A 21,863-nucleotide genomic window follows, 5' to 3' on the forward strand; every position below is an offset into this window, starting at 1 on the left:
TGGGAGCGTCACAACAATGACTATGAATAAGACCTTGCTGGCTACGTTGTTCGCCGCTGGCGTGCTGGCAAGCGCCGGCGCCCAGGCGGCCGGCTGGTGTGAATCCGGCAAGCCGGTGAAATTCGCCGGCCTGAATTGGGAAAGCGGCATGTTGCTCACCGACATCCTGCAAACCGTGCTGGAAAAAGGCTACGACTGCAAAACCGACAGCTTGCCGGGTAACTCCATCACCATGGAAAACGCCCTGGGCAGTAACGACATCCAAGTGTTCGCCGAGGAGTGGGTAGGCCGCAGCGAGGTCTGGAACAAAGCCGAGAAGGCCGGCAAAGTCGTCGGCGTCGGGGCTCCGGTGGTCGGTGCGGTCGAAGGCTGGTACGTGCCGCGCTATGTGATCGAAGGCGACGCCAAGCGCAAGCTGGAAGCCAAGGCGCCGGACCTAAAAAGCATTGCCGACCTGGCCAAATACGCCTCGGTGTTCAAGGACCAGGAAGAGCCGTCCAAAGGCCGCTTCTACAACTGCCCGGCCGGCTGGACCTGCGAGCTGGATAACAGCGAAATGCTCAAGAGCTACGGCCTGGAAAGCACCTACACCAACTTCCGCCCGGGCACCGGCCCGGCGCTGGATGCGGCGGTGCTGTCGAGCTACAAACGCGGCGAGCCGATCCTGTTCTACTACTGGTCACCGACGCCGCTGATGGGCCAGGTCGACCTGGTCAAGCTGGAAGAAAAGCCCGGCGTGGATAAAACCGTGAGCATCAAGGTCGGCTTGTCCAAGACCTTCCACGAGCAAGCCCCGGAACTGGTGGCCGTGCTGGAAAAGGTCAACCTGCCCATCGACCTGCTGAACCAGAACCTGGGCCGCATGGCCAAGGAGCGGATCGAGTCGCCGAAACTGGCGAAAATATTTCTCAAGGAACATCCTGAAGTCTGGCACGCCTGGGTGAGCGAAGACGCAGCCAAGAAAATCGACGCGGCCTTGTAGGTCAAGGGTGCACGGCTACCCTCAAGGGTGGCCGGGCGGCTGGCCACAACCCACTGGATCGAGAGCACGATATGTTTCCTGAGAGTTTTACCTTTTCCATCGCCGACTGGGTCAACGGTTGGGTGGACGCACTGGTCACCAACTACGGCGATGTGTTCCGGCACATCTCCGACACGCTGCTGTGGGCCATCGTCAACCTGGAAGGCCTGCTGCGCGCGGCGCCCTGGTGGCTGATGCTGGCCATCGTCGGCGGTATTGCCTGGCACGCCACCCGCAAGGTGGTGACCACGGCGGTGATTGTCGGCTTGCTGTTCCTGGTGGGCGCGGTTGGCCTGTGGGACAAGCTGATGCAAACCCTGGCATTGATGATGGTGGCCACGGTGATCTCGGTGTTGATCGGCATACCCCTGGGCATCCTGTCGGCGCGCAGTAATCGCCTGCGCTCGGTGCTGATGCCGCTGCTGGACATCATGCAAACCATGCCCAGCTTCGTGTACCTGATCCCGGTGCTGATGCTGTTCGGCCTGGGCAAGGTCCCGGCGATTTTCGCCACGGTGATCTACGCCGCGCCGCCGCTGATTCGCCTCACAGACCTGGGCATACGCCAGGTCGATGGCGAAGTCATGGAAGCTATCAACGCCTTCGGTGCCAACCGTTGGCAGCAACTGTTCGGCGTGCAATTGCCGCTGGCGCTGCCAAGCATCATGGCCGGTATCAACCAGACCACCATGATGGCGCTGTCGATGGTGGTGATCGCCTCGATGATCGGTGCCCGTGGCTTGGGTGAAGACGTGCTCGTCGGCATCCAGACCCTCAACGTTGGCCGTGGCCTTGAAGCCGGGCTGGCGATCGTGATTCTTGCAGTGGTCATCGACCGCATTACCCAGGCTTATGGCCGCCCACGGCATGAGGCGAGCAAATGACGACTGTCAGCAAAATCGAAGTCAAAAACGTCTTCAAGATTTTCGGCGCGCGCGCCCAGGATGCGCTGGCCATGGTCGGCCAGGGCAAGACCAAAGACCAGGTACTGGCCGAGACCGGTTGCGTGGTCGGCGTGAATGACCTGTCCCTGAGCATCGGCACCGGTGAGATCTTTGTGATCATGGGCTTGTCGGGTTCGGGCAAATCCACCCTGGTGCGCCACTTCAACCGCCTGATCGACCCCACCAGCGGCGCGATCCTGGTGGACGGCGAAGACATCCTGCAACTGGACATGGAAGCCCTGCGCCAATTCCGTCGGCACAAGATCAGCATGGTGTTCCAGAGCTTCGGCCTGCTGCCGCACAAGAGCGTGCTCGACAACGTTGCCTACGGCCTCAAAGTGCGTGGCGAGACCAAGCAGGTCTGCGCCGAACGTGCGTTGCACTGGATCGAAACCGTGGGCCTCAAAGGCTACGAAAACAAATACCCGCACCAGTTGTCCGGCGGCATGCGCCAGCGCGTGGGCCTGGCTCGCGCCTTGGCGGCCGACACCGACATCATCCTGATGGACGAAGCCTTCAGCGCCCTCGACCCGTTGATCCGCGCCGAGATGCAAGACCAGTTGCTGGAGCTGCAAAAGACCCTGCACAAGACCATCGTATTCATCACCCACGACCTCGACGAGGCCGTGCGCATCGGCAACCGCATTGCGATCCTCAAGGACGGCAAGCTGATCCAGGTCGGCACCCCGCGAGAGATTCTGCACTCGCCGGCGGATGAGTATGTGGACCGCTTTGTTCAGCGGCGGGCGGCGGTGGTCTGATCCGGGCTGTGTGGTGAGGCTGCTGGCGCTTTCGCGAGCAAGCCCGCTCCCACATTTGGAATGCATTCCCCCTGTGGGAGCGGGCTTGCTCGCGAAAAGGCCGGCAATGCTGCCTAAGAATTGAAGAAGGTATAAAGATGTCCCAGGCAACAACAATCATCATCGCCGACACCCCAATGCGCTGGCAGGACGTCACCGCCGTTGCCCGTCACGGCGCCGTGCTCGAACTCTCCGGCCACGCCTGGGCGCGCATCGACAATGCCCAAGCCATCGTGCAGCGCATCGTCACCAGCGGCGAGCGCGCCTATGGCGTCAACACCGGCCTGGGCGCGCTGTGCAACGTCTCGCTCAAGACCGAGCAACTGAGCCAACTGTCGCGCAACACGCTGCTGAGCCACGCCTGCGGCGTCGGCCCGGTGCTCAGCGATGAGCAGACCCGCGCGATCATCTGCGCGGCGATCATCAACTACAGCCACGGCAAGTCCGGCCTGCATCCGCAGGTGGTGCACGCGCTGCTGGCGCTGCTCAACCATGGCATCACCCCGCAAGTGCCGTCCCAAGGCTCGGTGGGGTACTTGACCCACATGGCCCATATCGGCGTGGCCCTGCTGGGCGTCGGCAATGTGAGCTACCGCGGCCAGGTCGTCACGGCGCAACACGCGTTGCACGCTGAAGGTTTGCAGTCGGTGGTACTCGGTGCCAAAGACGGCCTATGCCTGGTCAATGGCACGCCGTGCATGACCGGCCTGAGCTGCCTGGCCCTGGCCGATGCGCATCACTTGCTGCAATGGGCCGACGTGATCGGTGCCATGAGTTTCGAAGCCCAGCGCGGCCAGATCGACGCCTTTGACGAAGCCATCATCGCCCTCAAGCCGCACCCGGGCATGCAGCATGTAGGTATCAACCTGCGTGCCCTGCTCGACGGCAGTGAGGTGATTGCCAGCAGTAAAGGTATTCGCACCCAGGACGCCTTGAGCATTCGCTCGATCCCGCAGATTCACGGCGCGGCCCGCGACCAGGTGGAACACGCCACGCGCCAGATCGAGACCGAACTCAACAGCGCCACCGACAACCCGCTGGTGCTGGGCACGCCGGACAATTACCGCGTGGTGTCCCAGGCTAACCCCCACGGGCAGTCCGTCGCGATGGCGGCCGATATGCTCGCCATCGCCATGGCCGAGATCGGCTCGGTGGCCGAGCGCCGCCTGGACCGCCTGGTCAACCCGCATGTCAGCGGCCTGCCAGCCTTTCTGGTGAGCAACCCGGGCGTCAACTCCGGGATGATGATCGTGCAGTACGTCGCCGCGTCGTTGTGTGGGCAGAACCGCCAGTTGGCGCAACCGGCGGTGCTGGACAATTTCGTCACCTCGGGCCTGCAGGAAGACCACTTGAGCATGGGCACCAATGCCGCGCTCAAGCTGCACCAGGTGCTGGCCAACGTCACCCAGATTCTTGCCATCGAGTACCTGCTGGCGGCCCAGGCTTTCGAGTTTCTCAAGGAGCAACGCTTCGGCGCCGGTACCGACCGCGCCTGGCGTCTGCTGCGCGAAGTGGTCCCCGCCTATGAGCAGGACCGCTGGCTGGCGCCGGATATTGCCGCCGCTGCCCAGCTGCTTAAAGACACTGCATTACCGAATTTGCACTGAACACCTAAGAACAATTCACAAGGAGAATGAATGTGACTGCGCTAAACCTGATTCCAGGCCAACTGAGCCTCGCCCAACTGCGTGCCATCTACCAGCAGCCAGTAACCCTCAGCCTGGATGACAGCGCCTCGGCCCAGATCGAAGCCAGCGTTGCCTGTGTGGAGCAGATTCTCGCCGAGAACCGCACCGCCTATGGCATCAACACCGGTTTCGGCCTGTTGGCCTCGACCCGCATTGCCAGCGAAGACCTGGAAAATCTCCAGCGCTCCCTGGTGCTGTCCCATGCTGCCGGCGTCGGTGAGCCGATCAGCGATGCGCTGGTGCGACTGGTCATGGTGCTCAAGGTCAACAGCCTGAGCCGTGGCTTCTCCGGGATTCGTCGCCAGGTGATCGACGCGCTGATCGCATTGATCAACGCCGAGGTGTACCCGCACATTCCACTTAAAGGTTCGGTCGGCGCCTCCGGTGACCTGGCGCCGTTGGCACACATGTCCTTGGTACTGCTTGGCGAAGGCAAAGCGCGTCACAAGGGCGAATGGCTGGAAGCCACCGAGGCACTGAAAGTCGCCGGCCTCACGCCGCTGACCCTGGCCGCCAAAGAAGGCCTGGCCCTGCTCAACGGCACCCAGGTGTCCACGGCCTATGCCCTGCGTGGCCTGTTCGAAGGCGAAGACCTGTTCGCCGGTGCCCTCGCGTGCGGCGGCCTCACCGTGGAAGCGGTACTGGGTTCGCGCTCGCCGTTCGATGCGCGTATTCATGCGGCGCGTGGCCAGCGCGGCCAGATCGACTCGGCAGCGGCCTATCGCGACCTGCTCGGTGAGAGCAGCCAGGTGTCCCAATCGCACCAGAACTGCGACAAGGTGCAAGACCCGTATTCCCTGCGTTGCCAGCCGCAGGTCATGGGCGCCTGCCTGACCCAATTGCGCCAGGCCGCCGAGGTGCTGGTGGTAGAAGCCAACGCGGTGTCGGATAACCCGCTGGTCTTTGCCGCCGAGGGCGATGTGATTTCCGGTGGCAACTTCCACGCCGAACCCGTGGCCATGGCTGCCGACAATATGGCGCTGGCCATTGCCGAAATCGGCTCCCTGAGCGAGCGCCGGATCTCGTTGATGATGGACAAGCACATGTCGCAACTGCCGCCGTTTCTGGTGGGCAATGGCGGGGTGAACTCGGGCTTCATGATTGCCCAGGTGACTGCCGCCGCGCTCGCCAGCGAGAACAAGGCGCTGGCCCATCCCCATAGCGTCGACAGCTTGCCGACCTCGGCCAACCAGGAAGACCACGTGTCCATGGCCCCGGCTGCGGGCAAGCGTTTGTGGGAAATGGCCGAGAACACCCGGGGCATCCTCGCGGTGGAATGGCTCGCGGCGTGCCAGGGCCTGGACCTGCGCGACGGCCTGAAGACCTCGCCCAAGCTGGAAAAAGCCCGTGGCATCCTGCGCGGCAAAGTGGCGTTCTATGACAAGGACCGTTTCTTCGCCCCGGACATCAACGCCGCCAGCGAACTGCTCGCCAGCCGCTGCCTGAATGAGCTGGTGCCGGCCAAGTTGCTGCCAAGCCTCTGACCGAGACTCGGTCTGTGTCTGATCATTCCCACGCTCCGCGTGGGAATGCATCCTGTGACGCTCTGCGTCACCGCTCTAAAAGCGGACGCGGAGCGTCCAGGTCGGAGTTCCCACGCAGAGCGTGGGAACGATCTTCTCCTCATAAGAATAATTAGGGACGAGAAATGCATCAGCCAGAAAAAGGTTTGAAACGCGGGCTCAACGCCCGACATATTCGCTTCATGGCCCTGGGTTCCGCGATCGGTACCGGGCTGTTCTATGGCTCTGCCTCCGCTATCCAGATGGCCGGCCCGGCCGTGCTGCTGGCCTACCTGATCGGCGGCGCCGCCGTCTTCATGGTGATGCGCGCCCTCGGCGAGATGGCTGTGCACAACCCGGTGTCCGGCTCCTTCGGCCACTACGCCAGCACCTACCTGGGGCCGATGGCCGGGTTTATCCTCGGCTGGACCTACGCCTTTGAAATGATCATCGTCTGCCTTGCCGACGTTACCGCGTTCGGCATTTACATGGGCTTCTGGTTTCCCGAAGTGGCCCGTTGGGTCTGGGTGCTGGGCATCGTGTTTTTGATCGGCGGCCTGAACCTGTGCAACGTCAAAGTCTTTGGCGAGATGGAGTTCTGGCTGTCGCTGCTCAAGGTCGGCGCCATTGTGGCGATGATCCTCGGCGGCTTCGGCATCATGTTGTTCGGCATTCACTCGGCAGGCGAAACCCAGGCCAGCGGCCTGAGCAACCTGTGGGCCCACGGTGGCTTCATGCCTAACGGCATCGGCGGGTTGATTGCCTCGTTTGCGGTGGTGATGTTCGCCTTTGGCGGCATCGAAATCATTGGCATCACCGCCGGTGAAGCCAAGGACCCGCAGCGCGTGATCCCCAAGGCAATCAACGCGGTGCCGCTGCGTATCCTGCTGTTCTACGTGCTGACCCTGTTCGTGTTGATGGCGATCTACCCGTGGCCGCAGATCGGCAGCCAGGGCAGCCCGTTCGTGCAGATCTTCAGCAACCTGGGGATTGGCTCGGCGGCGACTATCCTTAATATCGTGGTGATCTCGGCGGCAGTGTCGGCGATCAACAGCGACATCTTTGGCGCCGGCCGCATGATGTACGGCCTGGCTCAACAAGGGCAGGCGCCCAAGGGCTTCGCGCAATTGTCCAAACAAGGCGTGCCATGGATGACCGTGGTGGTCATGGGCGCCGCCTTGCTCGGCGGTGTGGTGCTCAACTACCTGATCCCGGAAAACGTGTTCCTGCTGATCGCCTCGATTGCCACCTTCGCCACCGTGTGGGTCTGGCTGATGATCCTGTTTACCCAGGTCGCCATGCGCCGCTCCATGACCAAGGCGCAGGTCGCCGAACTGAAATTCCCGGTGCCGTTCTGGCCCTATGCGCCGGCAGCGGCCATTGTGTTCATGCTGTTTGTGTTTGGTGTACTCGGTTACTTCCCAGACACCCAGGCGGCGTTGATGGTGGGCGCCGTGTGGATCGTGCTGCTGATCATCGCCTACTGGCTGTGGGTCAAGCCTGCCGCCGGGCAAACGGCCAAGGTCGATTACGACCCGGTTTTGTCTCATCGATAACTTAGGGAGGCGTTGATGAAAACGCTTTGGCAACACTGCCACGTCGCAACCATGGCCAATGGCAAATACTCGATCATCGAGGATGCCGCCATGGTGACTGCTGGCTCGCTCATCGAGTGGGTCGGCCCCCGCAGCCAGGCGCCGACGGCGGATTACGCCCAGGTGCACGACTTGCAAGGCGCGTGGGTCACCCCCGGGCTGATCGACTGCCACACCCATGCGGTGTTTGGTGGTAATCGCAGCGGCGAATTCGAGCAGCGCCTCGAAGGTGTCAGCTACGCCGAGATCGCGGCCAAGGGCGGCGGCATTGCCAGCACTGTGCGTGCCACGCGTGCAGCGACGGAAGATGAATTGTTCCTGAGCGCTGAAAAGCGTCTGCGCAGCCTTTTGCGTGACGGCGTGACCACCGTGGAAATCAAGTCCGGCTACGGCCTGGACCTGGCCAACGAACGCAAGATGCTGCGCGTGGCCCGGCGCCTGGGTGAAGCACTGCCGGTCAGCGTGCGCGCCACCTGCCTGGCCGCCCATGCGTTGCCGCCGGAGTACAAGGACCGCGCCGACGACTACATCGAGCACATCTGCAGCCAGATGCTGCCGGCCCTGGCCGCCGAGGGGTTGGTGGATGCGGTCGATGCCTTCTGTGAGTACCTGGCGTTTTCCACTGAACAGGTCGAGCGGGTGTTCAAGGTTGCTCAGCAACTTGGCCTGCCGGTGAAGCTGCACGCCGAGCAACTCTCGTCGTTGCATGGCTCAAGCCTGGCGGCGCGCTACCACGCGTTGTCGGCCGACCACCTGGAATTCATGACTGAAGAAGACGCCATCGCCATGGCTGCGGCCGGTACCGTCGCCGTGCTATTGCCGGGCGCGTTCTACTTCCTGCGTGAAACCCAGTTGCCGCCCATGGACGCCCTGCGCAAACACGGCGTGAAGATCGCCATCGCCAGCGACCTCAACCCCGGCACTTCACCGGCGCTGTCAGTGCGGCTGATGCTGAACATGGCCTGCACCCTGTTCCGCATGACCCCGGAAGAAGCCCTGGCCGGCGCCACGCAACACGCGGCCACCGCGTTGGGGCTGGGTGATACCCATGGTTCCCTGGAAGTGGGCAAGGTCGCGGACTTTGTCGCCTGGCAGATCGACCGCCCCGCCGACCTGGCCTACTGGCTGGGTGGCGAACTGGATAAACGCGTCGTGCGCCACGGCGTCGACGTCACTGTTTGAGAGGATGCTGTTGTGGATAAGGTTCTGACGTTCAAACAAGGCCGTGTACCGCTGCTGATCAGCATGCCCCACGCGGGCCTGCGCCTCACCCCTGCGGTCGAGGCCGGGTTGATCCCCGAGGCGCAAAGCCTGCCGGACACCGACTGGCATATCCCCCTGTTGTATGAGTTTGCCGAAGAGCTGGGCGCCAGCACCCTGGCTGCGCAGTACTCGAGGTTTGTCATCGACCTCAACCGGCCTTCCGACAACACGCCGCTGTATGCCGGCGCTACGACCGGCCTGTACCCCGAGACGCTGTTCGACGGCGTACCGTTGTTCCGTGAAGGGCAAACGCCCTCCGACGAAGAACGGGCCAGCTACCTGCAAAAAATCTGGGGGCCGTACCACCGTCAACTGCAAGAAGAACTGGCACGCCTCAAGGCCGAGTTCGGTTATGCGTTGCTGTTCGACGCGCACTCGATCCGCTCGGTGATCCCGCACCTGTTTGACGGCAAATTGCCGGACTTCAATTTGGGTACCTTCAACGGCGCTGCGTGCGACCCGCAGCTGGCCAGCCAGCTGGAAGCCATCTGCGCTCAGCATCCGCAATATACCCATGTGCTGAACGGGCGCTTCAAGGGCGGCCATATCACCCGTCACTACGGCAACCCGGCGCAGGATATCCATGCGGTGCAGCTGGAGTTGTGCCAGAGCACCTATATGGAGGAGTTCGAGCCGTTCCGTTATCGCCATGATTTGGCCGAGCCGACGCAGGTGGTGTTGAGGCAGTTGCTGGAAGGGCTGTTGGCTTGGGGGCAGAAGCACTACCGGTAATTGTTGGTGCTGCTGCAATAGCTTTCGCGAGCAAGCCCGCTCCCACGCTTGACCGCGCTCTATCATGAGAATGCGCTCCAAATGTGGGAGCTGGCTTGCCTGCGATAACGGTGGTTCAGCAACACTTTTATCAACTGACACGCCGCCATCCCGGCAAAGGGCTGGCCCACGGTTGTTTGCGGGCTCGCGGCCAGGTGCCGGAGGTGGATCGGCTGTATGACTATCTGCTTGGTTACCTGAGGCGCGAACTGCTGACACAGGTCTAAGTGCTCAAGGACATGCTCATTGCACAATTCGGGTTTATGATGCCAAACGGCAAAATAATAGACGTCCCCCCAGGGATGAACCCGACACCCTACGGAGCACGCAATGCAGACTTGGTACCCGCAGATCAAACCCTACGCCCGGCACGATCTGGCTGTCGATGACACCCACACCCTGTATGTCGATGAAAGTGGCTCCCCCGAAGGCTTGCCTGTCGTGTTCATCCATGGCGGCCCCGGCTCCGGTTGCGACGCCCAGAGCCGCTGCTATTTCGACCCGAACCTCTACCATATTGTCACCTTCGACCAGCGTGGCTGCGGCCGCTCCACGCCAAGGGCGAGCCTGGAGAACAACACCACTTGGGATCTGGTCGCCGACCTTGAACGCATCCGCGAACACCTGGGCATCGACAAGTGGGTGCTGTTCGGCGGCTCCTGGGGCTCGACCCTGGCCCTGGCCTACGCGCAAACCCATCCCGAGCGTGTGCTCGGCCTGATCGTGCGCGGCATCTTCCTCGCCCGCCCCCAGGATATTCGCTGGTTCTACCAGGAGGGCGCGAGCCGCCTGTTCCCGGATTACTGGCAGGACTACGTGGCCCCGATCCCGGTGGAGGAGCGCCACGACATGATCGCCGCTTACCACAAGCGCCTGACCGGCAATGACCAGATCGCCCAGATGCACGCGGCCAAAGCCTGGTCGGGCTGGGAAGGCCGCATGTTGGGCCTGTGCCCGAGCCCACAGCATGTGGAGCGGTTTTCCGAGCCGCAGCGCGCCTTGTCCATCGCACGTATCGAATGCCATTACTTCACTAACAACTCCTTCCTGGAGCCCAACCAGCTGATTCGCGATATGCACAAGATCGCCCATCTGCCTGGCGTCATCATCCATGGCCGCTACGATATGATCTGCACGCTGGATAACGCCTGGGAACTGCATCAGGCCTGGCCCAACAGCGAGTTGCAGGTGATCCGCGAGGCCGGGCATGCGGCATCCGAGCCGGGTATCACCGACGCACTGGTACGTGCGACCGGCGAAATGGCCCGGCGCTTGCTCGACCTGCCGCCTGAAGAAGCATGAAGGGCCTGTTGCAGCGGGTGCGTGGCGCCCGGGTCGAGGTCGCGGGTGAGGTGGTAGGCTCGATCGACCAGGGTTTGCTGGTACTGGTGGCCGTCGAGCCTTCAGATACGCCCGAAAGCGCCGACAAACTGCTGCACAAGCTGCTTAACTATCGGGTGTTCAGTGACGAGGACGGCAAGATGAACCTGTCCCTCAAGGACATCGGCGGCGGTTTGCTGCTGGTGTCGCAGTTCACCCTGGCGGCGGATACCAAAAGCGGGCTGCGGCCCAGCTTCTCCACGGCGGCTCCACCGGCCCTGGGAGCGGCGCTTTTTGATCACTTGTTGTTACAAGCGCAACAATTGCATGGCAAGGTGGCGTCAGGGCGTTTTGGCGCGGATATGCAGGTGCACTTGGTCAATGATGGCCCTGTGACCTTCCTCTTACAGACATGAATGTATGAAAAACGACGTTAATGCCTAAAAACGCAGGGTTTCGCTACAAATACTTCGCTGCCCCTGATGCGTTGTCTCGCGGGCTACTAGATAATCGCGCGCTACGGGGATCAGCGTTGTTTGGTCCATTTTTGACTTAGGTAGAGCCTTGTCCGACAACCGCGTGGGGAATCATTTTGCCCCAGAGGAGTCGGAACATTGCTCGCCAACCTGGCATATAGATAGCTGGCAGTTGGTTTTTTGATCTGTTTTCGGCGAGGGTTGCTCGTGATTGTTAGTCCCTGTAATGCACCAAAATTGTCTGCCAAACGGTTACGAAACGCACTGGTGACGGGCTCCGCCCTGTTTTGCCTGTTCGGCGCGGGTCAACTGTGGGCGTTCAGTCTGGATGATGTGTCGGCCAAGGCAAAAGAGCTGGCTGGGCAGAAATACGAAGCTCCGCGCAGCAATTTGCCGAACGAATTCCGCGAAATGAAATTCGCTGACTACCAGAAAATTCGTTTCCGCAATGAAAAAGCCGAGTGGGCCGATCAGAACACCCCGTTCAAGCTGTCCTTCTATCACCAGGGGATGCATTTCGACACCCCGGTGAAAATCAACGAAGTCACCGCCGACAGCGTGCATGAAATCAAGTACGACCCGACGCGTTTCGATTTCGGCGATGTGAAATTTGATCCTAAAGCCACCGAACAGCTGGGTTACGCCGGTTTCCGTGTGCTTTTCCCGATCAACAAGGCCGACAAGCAAGACGAAATCATGACCATGCTCGGCGCCAGCTATTTCCGCGTCGTGGGCAAGGACCAGGTATATGGCCTGTCTGCCCGTGGCATGGCGATCGACACCGCATTGCCGTCTGGCGAAGAATTCCCGCGTTTCACCGAGTTCTGGATCGAGCGTCCAAAGCCGGGTGACAAGCACCTTGTGATCTTTGCACTGCTGGATTCGCCACGCGCCACTGGCGCTTATCGTCTGATCCTGCGCCCTGGCACCGACACCGTGGTGGACGTCAAATCCCAGATGTTCCTGCGTGACAAGGTCAGCAAGCTGGGCGTTGCGCCGTTGACCTCGATGTTCCTGTTCGGCGCCAACCAGCCGTCCAAGGTCCTCAACTATCGTCGCGAGCTCCACGATTCCAGCGGCCTGTCGATCCACGCCGGCAATGGCGAGTGGATCTGGCGCCCGCTGAACAACCCTAAACACCTGTCTGTCAGCAACTTCAGCGTCGAGAACCCGCGTGGGTTCGGCCTGTTGCAGCGTGGTCGCAACTTCAGCCACTACGAAGACCTGGACGACAACTACGACAAGCGCCCAAGCGCCTGGATCGAACCTGAAGGCGATTGGGGCAAAGGCTCCGTCGACCTGGTCGAGATCCCGACCGCCGATGAAACCAACGACAACATCGTGGCCTTCTGGAGCCCGGCCGAACTGCCGGAAGTCGGCAAGCCGCTGGACGTAGCCTACCGTCTGCACTGGACATTGGACGACGCAGCTTTCCATTCGCCGGACAGTGCCTGGGTCAAGCAGACCCTGCGCTCCACCGGTGACGTGAAGCAATCCAACCTCATCCGTCAGCCCGATGGCAGCGTGGCCTACCTGGTGGACTTCGAGGGCCCGTCCCTGAAGAAACTGCTGCCGGACGCGCCGGTACGTAGCCAAGTGAGCGTGGGCGATAACGCCGAACTGGTTGAAAACAGCGTGCGTTACAACGAACACACCAAAGGCTGGCGCCTGACCCTGCGTATGAAGATCAAGGACGCAAGCAAGCCGACCGAAATGCGTGCGGCGCTGGTGCAGGATATCGTGCAGCCTGAGCCTGAGTCGGTTTCCAACCATGTGCTCAAGGCCGACAAAGTCGTGGCCAAGCAGCATGAGAAGCAGGCCAAGAAAGACGCCAAGGACAAGGAAGCCAAACAGCCTGAGGCTGCCCCAGCCACACCGGAGCCGATCAAGACCGAGCAAGTCCTGACCGAAACCTGGAGCTATCAGTTGCCTGCCGATGAGTAATTCTCAAGTCAAGCCAGAGACTCTGTCCGAGTACCTGGCGCATCTACCCATGACGGCTGAGCAGCGCGCCGAGCTGGCGGGCTGCACGTCCTTCAGCGAGTTGCACGAGCGCTTGTCGTCCAAGACCTTCGACGCCCCCACCGACGCTGCCCAAGCGTCGGTTGGCCGCCGCTTGACCCTCAACAGCGCCGAAGAACTGGAAGACGCCGAGATGCTGGCGCTCGATGCCAGCGGTCGCGTGTGCCTGAAGGCCACGCCGCCGATCCGTCGGACCAAAGTGGTGCCCGAGCCTTGGCGCACCAACATCCTGGTGCGCGGTTGGCGCCGGATGACCGGTCGCACCAACCCGCCCAAGCCACCCAAAGACGAGCGGGTACTGCCGGCTGCGCGCTGGCGTACCGTGGGCTCGATCCGTCGTTACATCCTGTTGGTGCTGATGCTAGGCCAGACCATCGTGGCCGGCTGGTACATGAAAGGCATCATGCCGTACCAGGGCTGGTCGCTGGTGGACTTCGACGAAATTCGCAACCAGACCCTGCTGCAAACCGCTACCCAGGTACTGCCTTACGCCCTGCAAACCAGCATCCTGATCATGTTCGGGATTCTGTTCTGCTGGGTGTCGGCCGGTTTCTGGACCGCGCTCATGGGCTTCCTGGAACTGCTGACCGGGCACGATAAATACCGTATCTCCGGTAAAAGTGCCGGCGACGAGCCGATTCCCAAGGATGCGCGCACCGCCCTGGTGATGCCGATCTGTAACGAAGACGTGCCGCGTGTATTCGCCGGCTTGCGTGCAACGTTCGAATCGGTGGCCGCGACCGGTGACCTGGATCGCTTCGACTTCTTCGTGCTCAGCGACAGTAACGACGCCGACATCTGCATCGCCGAACAGCAAGCCTGGCTCGACGTCTGCCGCGAAGCGGGTGGTTTCGGCAAGATCTTCTATCGTCGTCGTCGCCGCCGCGTTAAGCGCAAGAGCGGCAACCTCGACGACTTCTGCCGTCGTTGGGGCGGTGACTACAAGTACATGGTCGTTCTCGACGCCGACAGCGTGATGAGCGGCGAGTGCCTGACCAGCCTGGTGCGCCTGATGGAAGCCACGCCGGATGCCGGGATTATCCAGACCGCGCCGCGTGCGTCGGGCATGGACACCCTGTATGCGCGCATGCAGCAGTTCGCCACTCGCGTGTACGGCCCGCTGTTTACTGCCGGCCTGCACTTCTGGCAGTTGGGTGAATCCCACTACTGGGGCCACAACGCCATTATCCGTATGAAGCCGTTTATCGAGCACTGCGCCCTGGCGCCGTTGCCAGGTAAGGGTGCGTTTGCCGGTGCGATTCTTTCCCACGACTTCGTTGAAGCGGCGCTGATGCGCCGTGCCGGCTGGGGCGTGTGGATTGCCTACGACCTGCCGGGCAGCTACGAAGAACTGCCGCCGAACCTGCTGGATGAACTCAAGCGTGACCGCCGCTGGTGCCACGGTAACCTGATGAACTTCCGCCTGTTCCTGGTTAAAGGCATGCACCCGGTGCACCGTGCGGTGTTCCTCACCGGCGTGATGTCCTACCTGTCGGCGCCGTTGTGGTTCTTCTTTTTGGTGCTGTCCACGGCGTTGCTGGCGGTGAACACGCTGATGGAGCCGCAGTACTTCATGGCTCCGCGCCAGTTGTACCCGCTGTGGCCACAATGGCACCCGGACAAGGCGGTGGCGCTGTTCTCCACCACCATCGTGCTGTTGTTCCTGCCTAAACTGCTGAGCATCATCCTGATCTGGGCCAAAGGCGCGAAAGAGTTTGGTGGCAAGTTCAAGGTGACCCTGTCGATGCTGCTGGAGATGCTGTTCTCCATGCTGCTGGCGCCGGTGCGGATGATTTTCCACACCCGTTTCGTGCTCGCTGCGTTCCTCGGCTGGGCCGCTACCTGGAACTCGCCACAACGTGACGACGACTCCACGCCATGGAGCGAGGCGGTCAAGCGCCACGGTCCGCAAACCGTGCTGGGCTTTTTATGGGCGCTGCTGGTGGTGTGGTTGAACCCAAGCTTCCTGTGGTGGCTGGTGCCGATCGTCGGTTCGCTGATGCTGTCGATCCCGGTGTCGGTGATTTCCAGCCGGGTCAAGCTGGGCCTCAAGTCCCGCGACGAGAGCCTGTTCCTGATCCCTGAGGAATACAATCCGCCGCAAGCCCTGCTGTCGACCGAGCAGTACACCCACGAAAACCGTTGGCATGCCCTCAACGACGGCTTTGTGCGTTCGGTGGTCGACCCGCAGCAGAACGCCCTGGCCTGCGCCTTGGCGACCTCGCGGCACCGGGAGGCCGAGCCCATCGAGTACCTGCGCATGGAGCGTGTTCGCCACGCGTTGAAAGTCGGCCCGGCCGGCCTCAACAATAGCGAACGCCTGGCCTTGCTCAGCGACCCGGTGGCCCTGGCTCGCCTGCATGAGCAGGTGTGGAGCGAAGGTCATGCCGAGTGGCTCGGCGCTTGGCGTGCCTCGATCAAGGCCGATCCGCACGCGCCATTGCTGCCCCTGCAACCACAGTCGCCCCAGGCCCAACCGGCCTGATTCAGGCACCCCCGAAGGCTCACTTCGGGGGTGTTTCAAACGTTGGTCCTACAGCGTTTTTAGCCCCTTCCTTTTTATTCCTAACTCCTTGTTATTTCGAAACAAAAGACCTTTGTTCGAAGCGTATTGCCGTGCCTGCGGCTGGGTTAGGATCGCCCCCCACATTGGACTCGCCACGGGGGCATTCATGATCAAAAGGTATTGTTTGGCATTGCTGATGGGCTTTTTGCTGGGGGGACACGCAGGCCTGCTTTACGCGGGCGCGCTGGACAACGCTGTGCGCCGTGGCGTACTTAAAGTCGGCACCACCCCCAATAACGTGCCGTTCGAAATGCTCGATAGGCAGGGACGCATCGTCGGCTTTGAAATTGACTTGCTCCACGCCATGAGTCGCGCGCTGGGTGTAGAGCTGGAGTTGGTGGCGGTGCCCTACACGGAGTTGCTGCCAGGGCTGACGGCAAACAAATTTGATCTGATTGGCAGCGGCATGACGGTCACCCAGGAGCGCAACCTCAAGCTCAACTTCAGTGACTCGTTTATCGTGGTGGGCCAGACGGTGCTGCTGCATCCGCGCCTGGGCGCGAAGGTGTCCAGTATTGAAGAGCTGGACGACGCCAGTTACCGCGTCGTTACCACCCAAGGCACCACCGGTGAAGCCGCTGCGCAGCGCTTTCTCGTATCCGCTCGGCTCAGCAGTGTGGCTGACCCGGAAGAGGGCGTGCGGCAGGTGGTGGAAGGCAAGGCCGATGCTTTTATCCATGATGCGCCTTACAACCTGATCGCGATGAGTCGGCCACAGAACAGTGCCTTGTTGGCACTGGAGCAACCCTTTACCTTTGAGCCCTTGGCGTTTGGCCTGAAAAAAGGTGATTACGACAGCCTCAATTGGATCAACCACTTTCTCAATCAGATCGCCCAGGACGGCACCTACGATCGCCTGCATGACAAGTGGTTAAGGGACACGGCCTGGATCGCCGAGATCGACTGATCGTCATAACTGCTTACACATCAACCCCTGATCGAGAGGCCGCGCTGAAGCGTCTGCGCCTGCGCTTCTGCGCGCCGCTGTCAGTGTTTTCCGACACACACCGATAACATTTACCGGTGAAACCTTTGTGGCGGACAACGAGTGGGTTAGGATCGCTCCCCGAAATGGCGCAGCCCTCTCGTGCGCCCACCTTATAAGAATCGTTCAGGGGTCTTGATGATGAAAAAGTATCTTTCGATGCTGATGCTTGGCGTCACCGCGCTGGTCGCTGCCACCGTGGCACAGGCCGGCGCCATTGATGAGGCGGTCAAGCGCGGCACGTTGAAAGTCGGCATGGACCCCACCTACATGCCGTTCGAAATGACCGACAAGCGCGGTGAAATCATCGGTTTCGAAGTCGATATCCTCAAGGCCATGGCCAAGTCCATGGGCGTCAAGCTGGAGCTGGTGTCCACCGGCTACGACGGCATCATCCCGGCCTTCCTGACCGGCAAGTTCGACATGATCGGCAGCGGCATGACCCTGACCCAGGAACGCAACCTGCGTCTGAACTTCAGCGAACCCTTCATCGTGGTCGGCCAGACGCTGCTGATCCGCAAGGAACTGGAAGGCACCATCAAGTCCTACAAAGACCTGAACGACGAGAAATACCGCCTGACCTCCAAGCTCGGCACCACTGGTGAGATGGTGGCCAAGAAGTTGATCTCCAAAGCCAAGTACCACGGCTACGACAACGAGCAGGAAGGCGTGCTCGACGTGGTCAACGGCAAGGCTGATGCGTTCGTCTACGACGCACCGTACAACGTGGTGGCCGAGAAGAAAGTCGGTAACGGCAAGCTGGTGTTCCTGGACGAACCCTTCACCTTTGAACCCCTGGCGTTCGGTTTGAAGAAAGGCGATTACGACAGCATCAACTTCATCAACAACTTCCTGCACCAGATCCGTAACGACGGCACCTACGATCGCATCCATGACAAGTGGTTCAAGAGCTCCGAGTGGCTCAAGGACATGGAATAAAAGCTTGATGGTGTAGGAGCGAGCTTGCTCGCGAAAATCGTCAACGGTAACGCGGCAATCCTGACACCCAGAGGGGTTCTCGGGTTTTTCGCGAGCAAGCTCGCTCCTACAAGAGCAATACATTCGGAAAGTGAAATGAAACAGAAAAAAGCCCAATGGCCCTGGCACCTGCTGACGGTGGTCGTGCTGGTCGGCCTGGCGGGTGCCTTGTATTACGCCACCTCGTTGATGTCCTACGAATGGCGCTGGAACCGCGTCCCGCAGTACTTCGCTTATCAAGCCGAAACTTCCCAGCGCGCCGCGGATATTTCCACCGTGGTCGAGTTGGTGCGCAACGGCGATACGGCCGAAGTCACCCTGCGTAACGACGCCGGTGTCGAGCAAAAGCTCACGGTTGCCGATAACAGCCTGCAAGTGGCGCGCGGCGACGACGTGGCTGAAGGCGATGTGGTCGGCGTGACCCGGCAATGGGCACTGGGGCCGTTGATGTGGGGCTTGTGGACCACATTGTGGCTGTCGGTGGTGTCCGGCATCTTGGGTTTGGCGATTGGCTTGGCGACCGGGCTGTGCCGGCTGTCGAAAAATCCCACCTTGCGCGACCTGTCGACGATCTACGTCGAGCTGGTGCGCGGTACGCCGTTGCTGGTGCAGATCTTCATTTTCTATTTCTTTATCGGCACGGTGCTCAACCTGTCCCGGGAGTTCGCCGGGATCGCCGCGCTGTCGTTGTTCACCGGTGCCTACGTGGCAGAAATCGTGCGCGCTGGCGTGCAGTCCATCACCCGTGGCCAGGACGAAGCGGCGCGCTCCCTGGGCTTGAGCGCCAGCCAGTCGATGCGCCACGTGGTACTGCCGCAGGCGTTCAAGCGCGTGCTGCCGCCCCTGGCCGGGCAATTTATCAGCCTGGTCAAGGACACCTCCCTGGTGTCGGTGATCGCGATTACCGAGTTGCTCAAGAGCGGCCGCGAGGTGATCACCACCTCGTTCTCGCCGTTTGAGATCCTGTTCTGTGTGGCGGGCTTGTACCTGCTGATCAACCTGCCGCTGTCGAAGATGGCCAGCCGGCTTGAGCGGAGGCTCGCCCAAAGTGATTGAAGTGCGCGATCTGGTAAAAGTCTTCGATACCCGTGGGCAGGTGGTGCGCGCGGTGGATCACGTCACCACTCAAGTGGCCAAGGGCGAGGTGCTGGTGGTTATCGGCCCTTCGGGTTCGGGCAAGTCCACTTTCCTGCGCTGCCTTAACGGCTTGGTGGAGTTCGACTCGGGTTCGGTGAGCATCGACGGCCTGCAACTGGCCGACCCCAAGACCGACGTGAATGCCTACCGCCGTGAAGTCGGCATGGTGTTCCAGCACTTCAACCTCTTCCCCCATATGACCGTGCTGGAAAACCTGTGCCTGGCGCAAAAGGTCGTGCGCAAGCGCGGCAAGCAAGAGCGCGAGGCCAAGGCCCTGGCGCTGCTGGAAAAGGTCGGTATCGCGCAAAAAGCCCACGAGTTTCCATCGCGCCTGTCTGGCGGCCAGCAGCAGCGGGTCGCCATTGCCCGGGCCCTGGCAATGGAGCCCAAGGTGATGCTGTTTGACGAGCCCACCTCGGCCCTCGACCCGGAAATGGTCGGTGAAGTGCTGGACGTGATGAAGACCCTGGCCCTGGAAGGCATGACCATGGTGTGTGTCACCCACGAGATGGGCTTTGCCCGGGAAGTGGCAGACCGGGTGTTGTTTTTCGACCACGGCAAATTGCTGGAAGACGCCGCCCCGGCCGAGTTCTTCAATGCGCCAAAAGACCCCCGCGCCCAAGCCTTCCTGCGCCAGGTCCTATGACTGTAGGAGCGAGCTTGCTCGCGAAAAACGTCAACGATAACGCCACGCACCCTGAATGAACGCAGCGGCCTTGGGTTTTTCGCGAGCAAGCTCGCTCCTACAGGGGTGGTGTTTCAGAGCTTGAATTTGTCGACCAGCGTCTGCAAATCCAGGCTCAACCTGGTCAACTGAACACTCGCCGCCGCCGTTTCCTCGCTGGCGGCGGCGGTCTGTTCCGACACGTCCCGTACCTTCAACACACTGCGGTTGATCTCCTCGGCCACGGCGCTTTGCTGTTCGGCTGCGGCGGCGATCTGCGGGTTCATTTCCTGGATAATCGTCACCGTGCGGGCAATGGCAATCAGGGCATCACCGGCGTCGCGGGTCAGGGCGACGCTGTTGTCGGTCAGGCTGCGGCTGCTGTCCATGATGTCCGCCACCTGTTGGGTGCCGTTATGCAGGCCGAGGATCAGCCCTTCGATCTCCTCGGCCGATTCCTGAGTGCGTTGGGCCAGGCTGCGCACTTCGTCGGCGACCACCGCAAAGCCTTGGCCGGCAGTGCCCGCACGCGCCGCTTCAATGGCGGCGTTCAGGGCTAGCAGGTTGGTCTGCTGAGACACGGACTTGATCACGTCCAGCACACTGGCGATCTTCTGGCTCTCCTGTTGCAACGCGAGCATCGCACGGCCCGACAGCGCCATTTCACTGGCCAGGTTGCCAATCTGCTCCACGGCCTGGGTGACCACCTGCTCACCGGCGCCGGCCTGCTGGTCGGCTTCATTGGCTGCCACCGAGGCGCGTTCGGCATGGCGCGCCACTTCCTGGGCAGTGGCGAGCATTTCATTCATTGCCGTCGCCACCTGGTCGGTTTCGTCTTTCTGCTCGTTGAGACCGCTGCGAGTTTGCTCGGTGACCGTGGATAACTGTGTAGCCGCCCCGGCGATCTGCCGGGCGCTGTCGCCGATACTGCTGATCAGGCTACGCAGGCTGCGGGTCATTTGCCCGATGCTTTGCTGCAACTGGCCAAGTTCGTCACGACGGTCGACCGCCATGTCATGGCTGAGGTCGCCCTCGGCAACGCGGTGCGCGGCGCTAAGGATCTCCCGCAATGGCGCCGCAATCTGCCGGGCGATCCACCAGGCGGCCAGCGCGCCGAGTGCCAGGGCGGCCACTGTCACGCTGATCAGCAACGTACGGGTGTGGTCTGCCTCGTCGTTTCGCTTGGTGTTTTGGCTTTGGCTCAACTGGTTGCTGTTTTCGCGCAGGTCATTGAGTTGCTGTTCGAAGCGGTTTTGCACGGTCTCCACATCGAGCTGGGCTTCCTTGAGCTTGACCAACTGCTCGCGATAGTTAGCCAGGTCGGTCTTGAGCAGTGCTGAGTCCACCGGCAGTGCTGTGACGGCCAGCTGCGCGATCTCCAGAGCGTCCAGCGCCTTGCCGATGGCCTCTGCATACATAGCCAGCGATTGCGCGGCCCAGGCGGGGCTCTGGGCGCGATCTTCGGCCAGCTCCATGGCCTGGCGCAGTTGCTCGATGGCATCGAGGGCCTTCTCGTCGTTCTGGTCAGGCAGGTCACTGGCAAATTGGGCGAGGGTATCGCTGGCTTGCAGAGCGATTTTTTTCAGCGCCGGGCGGATGCGCTCGCGCTGTTCGATCAAGGGTGGCAGTTGCGCCAGTGCCGCCTTGAAGTTGCTTGCAAGGCGCTTGGCTTCTTCAAGTCGCTGCAGGTCAGCTGGCTCTTTCAGGCGGTTTGAAAGGTCGGCCAGGTGCTGGTCGATCCGCTCGATTTTCGCGGCCATTTTGCCCAGGCTATCGCTGTCTGTCAGCGTGCGGTACACGATGCGGTCGGCGCGCATGGCCTCGGCGTCGACCGCCAGTTGCCCCAGGGTCGTCAGGCTGTTGGATCGGTAAAGCACGGCGTTCAAGGCTTGCCAGCCGGTGGCGGCGATCAGGAAACTGAGGATCAGCACTTGGCCAAAACCCAGGGCGAGCTTGAGGCGGACGCTGGCATTGACCAGCACGCGGGTCAGCCGAGGAAACATGGTGAACCTCCGAATCAGAAAAAGCGTTTGGCGACACCTGAAACGCTAATTCGATTCGGGCCCGTGGAGGGCTGATAACTGCGTAGGAAATTTCACAAGATGCGGCGGCTTTGGTAAGCCGCCGCGTA

General features: G+C 61.4%; 16 protein-coding genes and 2 pseudogenes. 17 read left to right on the forward strand and 1 reads right to left on the reverse strand.

The window, feature by feature from the left end; genetic code table 11:
- The first annotated feature begins 16 nt into the window (after positions 1 to 16).
- The 17 genes and pseudogenes from ACWHXD_RS01760 (at position 17) to ACWHXD_RS01840 (ending at position 19,714) form a co-directional block, all read left to right on the forward strand.
- Positions 17 to 982 (forward strand): ABC transporter substrate-binding protein, encoded by a 966-nt coding sequence (locus ACWHXD_RS01760; RefSeq protein ID WP_032893997.1) that lies wholly within the window; start codon positions 17 to 19, stop codon positions 980 to 982.
- A gap of 71 nt (positions 983 to 1,053) precedes the next feature.
- Positions 1,054 to 1,905 carry an ABC transporter permease gene (locus ACWHXD_RS01765; RefSeq protein WP_003187838.1) on the forward strand — a complete coding sequence of 284 codons (852 nt, stop codon included), beginning with the start codon at positions 1,054 to 1,056 and terminating at the stop codon, positions 1,903 to 1,905.
- Positions 1,902 to 2,726, forward strand: coding sequence for a quaternary amine ABC transporter ATP-binding protein (locus ACWHXD_RS01770; protein ID WP_003187840.1), 825 nt, complete (start codon positions 1,902 to 1,904; stop codon positions 2,724 to 2,726). Before ACWHXD_RS01765 ends, ACWHXD_RS01770 begins: the two co-directional genes overlap by 4 nt.
- Positions 2,727 to 2,863: 137 nt before the next feature.
- Positions 2,864 to 4,372 carry an HAL/PAL/TAL family ammonia-lyase gene (locus ACWHXD_RS01775; protein ID WP_138761732.1) on the forward strand — a complete coding sequence of 503 codons (1,509 nt, stop codon included), beginning with the start codon at positions 2,864 to 2,866 and terminating at the stop codon, positions 4,370 to 4,372.
- Between the two features lie 26 nt (positions 4,373 to 4,398).
- Positions 4,399 to 5,937, forward strand: a complete 1,539-nt coding sequence (gene hutH / locus ACWHXD_RS01780) for a histidine ammonia-lyase (protein ID WP_102047763.1) — start codon at positions 4,399 to 4,401, stop codon at positions 5,935 to 5,937.
- A gap of 164 nt (positions 5,938 to 6,101) precedes the next feature.
- Entirely contained in the window at positions 6,102 to 7,511 is a 1,410-nt protein-coding gene (locus ACWHXD_RS01785; RefSeq protein WP_014716540.1) for an amino acid permease, read from the forward strand.
- 15 nt (positions 7,512 to 7,526) lie between these two features.
- Positions 7,527 to 8,732 carry an imidazolonepropionase gene (hutI, locus tag ACWHXD_RS01790; RefSeq protein WP_499083485.1) on the forward strand — a complete coding sequence of 402 codons (1,206 nt, stop codon included), beginning with the start codon at positions 7,527 to 7,529 and terminating at the stop codon, positions 8,730 to 8,732.
- 12 nt (positions 8,733 to 8,744) lie between these two features.
- A complete protein-coding gene (gene hutG / locus ACWHXD_RS01795; RefSeq protein ID WP_138761730.1) occupies positions 8,745 to 9,545 on the forward strand; it encodes an N-formylglutamate deformylase in 801 nt (266 codons plus the stop codon).
- 146 nt (positions 9,546 to 9,691) lie between these two features.
- Positions 9,692 to 9,811: pseudogene (locus ACWHXD_RS01800) on the forward strand (alpha/beta hydrolase); the annotation flags it as partial.
- A gap of 103 nt (positions 9,812 to 9,914) precedes the next feature.
- Positions 9,915 to 10,886 carry a prolyl aminopeptidase gene (gene pip / locus ACWHXD_RS01805; protein WP_014716544.1) on the forward strand — a complete coding sequence of 324 codons (972 nt, stop codon included), beginning with the start codon at positions 9,915 to 9,917 and terminating at the stop codon, positions 10,884 to 10,886.
- Positions 10,883 to 11,320 (forward strand): D-aminoacyl-tRNA deacylase, encoded by a 438-nt coding sequence (dtd, locus tag ACWHXD_RS01810; RefSeq protein WP_032893990.1) that lies wholly within the window; start codon positions 10,883 to 10,885, stop codon positions 11,318 to 11,320. Before pip ends, dtd begins: the two co-directional genes overlap by 4 nt.
- 267 nt (positions 11,321 to 11,587) lie before the next feature.
- A complete protein-coding gene (locus ACWHXD_RS01815) occupies positions 11,588 to 13,324 on the forward strand; it encodes a glucan biosynthesis protein G (RefSeq protein WP_032897635.1) in 1,737 nt (578 codons plus the stop codon).
- Positions 13,317 to 15,895, forward strand: a pseudogene (gene mdoH, locus ACWHXD_RS01820) (glucans biosynthesis glucosyltransferase MdoH); the annotation flags it as partial. The gene ACWHXD_RS01815 and the pseudogene mdoH, both read left to right, overlap by 8 nt.
- A gap of 179 nt (positions 15,896 to 16,074) precedes the next feature.
- Positions 16,075 to 16,875: a transporter substrate-binding domain-containing protein gene (locus ACWHXD_RS01825; RefSeq protein WP_032893987.1), complete on the forward strand. Its 801-nt coding sequence runs from the start codon at positions 16,075 to 16,077 to the stop codon at positions 16,873 to 16,875.
- A gap of 219 nt (positions 16,876 to 17,094) precedes the next feature.
- Positions 17,095 to 17,892, forward strand: coding sequence for a transporter substrate-binding domain-containing protein (locus ACWHXD_RS01830; RefSeq protein ID WP_032893985.1), 798 nt, complete (start codon positions 17,095 to 17,097; stop codon positions 17,890 to 17,892).
- Positions 17,893 to 18,027: 135 nt separating this feature from the next.
- Entirely contained in the window at positions 18,028 to 18,987 is a 960-nt protein-coding gene (locus ACWHXD_RS01835; protein WP_034134699.1) for an amino acid ABC transporter permease, read from the forward strand.
- Positions 18,980 to 19,714, forward strand: coding sequence for an amino acid ABC transporter ATP-binding protein (locus tag ACWHXD_RS01840; protein ID WP_138761728.1), 735 nt, complete (start codon positions 18,980 to 18,982; stop codon positions 19,712 to 19,714). Before ACWHXD_RS01835 ends, ACWHXD_RS01840 begins: the two co-directional genes overlap by 8 nt.
- Before the next feature lie 113 nt (positions 19,715 to 19,827).
- On the opposite strand, the gene ACWHXD_RS01845 is transcribed toward ACWHXD_RS01840, so the two are convergent.
- Positions 19,828 to 21,735, reverse strand: coding sequence for a HAMP domain-containing methyl-accepting chemotaxis protein (locus ACWHXD_RS01845; RefSeq protein ID WP_138761727.1), 1,908 nt, complete (start codon positions 21,733 to 21,735; stop codon positions 19,828 to 19,830).
- Positions 21,736 to 21,863: the final 128 nt, after the last annotated feature.

The sequence above is a fragment of the Pseudomonas fjordensis genome, from assembly GCF_976987115.1.

What these genes read in the sequence shown, in the direction of transcription:
- ACWHXD_RS01775 (WP_138761732.1), top strand. Translation starts at nt 2,864, where the DNA reads ATGTCCCAGGCAACAACAATCATCATCGCCGACACCCCAATGCGCTGG.
- dtd (WP_032893990.1), top strand. Translation starts at nt 10,883, where the DNA reads ATGAAGGGCCTGTTGCAGCGGGTGCGTGGCGCCCGGGTCGAGGTCGCG.
- ACWHXD_RS01835 (WP_034134699.1), top strand. Translation starts at nt 18,028, where the DNA reads ATGAAACAGAAAAAAGCCCAATGGCCCTGGCACCTGCTGACGGTGGTC.
- pip (WP_014716544.1), top strand. Translation starts at nt 9,915, where the DNA reads ATGCAGACTTGGTACCCGCAGATCAAACCCTACGCCCGGCACGATCTG.
- ACWHXD_RS01770 (WP_003187840.1), top strand. Translation starts at nt 1,902, where the DNA reads ATGACGACTGTCAGCAAAATCGAAGTCAAAAACGTCTTCAAGATTTTC.
- ACWHXD_RS01830 (WP_032893985.1), top strand. Translation starts at nt 17,095, where the DNA reads ATGAAAAAGTATCTTTCGATGCTGATGCTTGGCGTCACCGCGCTGGTC.
- ACWHXD_RS01765 (WP_003187838.1), top strand. Translation starts at nt 1,054, where the DNA reads ATGTTTCCTGAGAGTTTTACCTTTTCCATCGCCGACTGGGTCAACGGT.
- ACWHXD_RS01760 (WP_032893997.1), top strand. Translation starts at nt 17, where the DNA reads ATGACTATGAATAAGACCTTGCTGGCTACGTTGTTCGCCGCTGGCGTG.
- hutI (WP_499083485.1), top strand. Translation starts at nt 7,527, where the DNA reads ATGAAAACGCTTTGGCAACACTGCCACGTCGCAACCATGGCCAATGGC.
- ACWHXD_RS01825 (WP_032893987.1), top strand. Translation starts at nt 16,075, where the DNA reads ATGATCAAAAGGTATTGTTTGGCATTGCTGATGGGCTTTTTGCTGGGG.
- ACWHXD_RS01845 (WP_138761727.1), bottom strand. Translation starts at nt 21,735, where the DNA reads ATGTTTCCTCGGCTGACCCGCGTGCTGGTCAATGCCAGCGTCCGCCTC.
- ACWHXD_RS01785 (WP_014716540.1), top strand. Translation starts at nt 6,102, where the DNA reads ATGCATCAGCCAGAAAAAGGTTTGAAACGCGGGCTCAACGCCCGACAT.
- hutH (WP_102047763.1), top strand. Translation starts at nt 4,399, where the DNA reads ATGAATGTGACTGCGCTAAACCTGATTCCAGGCCAACTGAGCCTCGCC.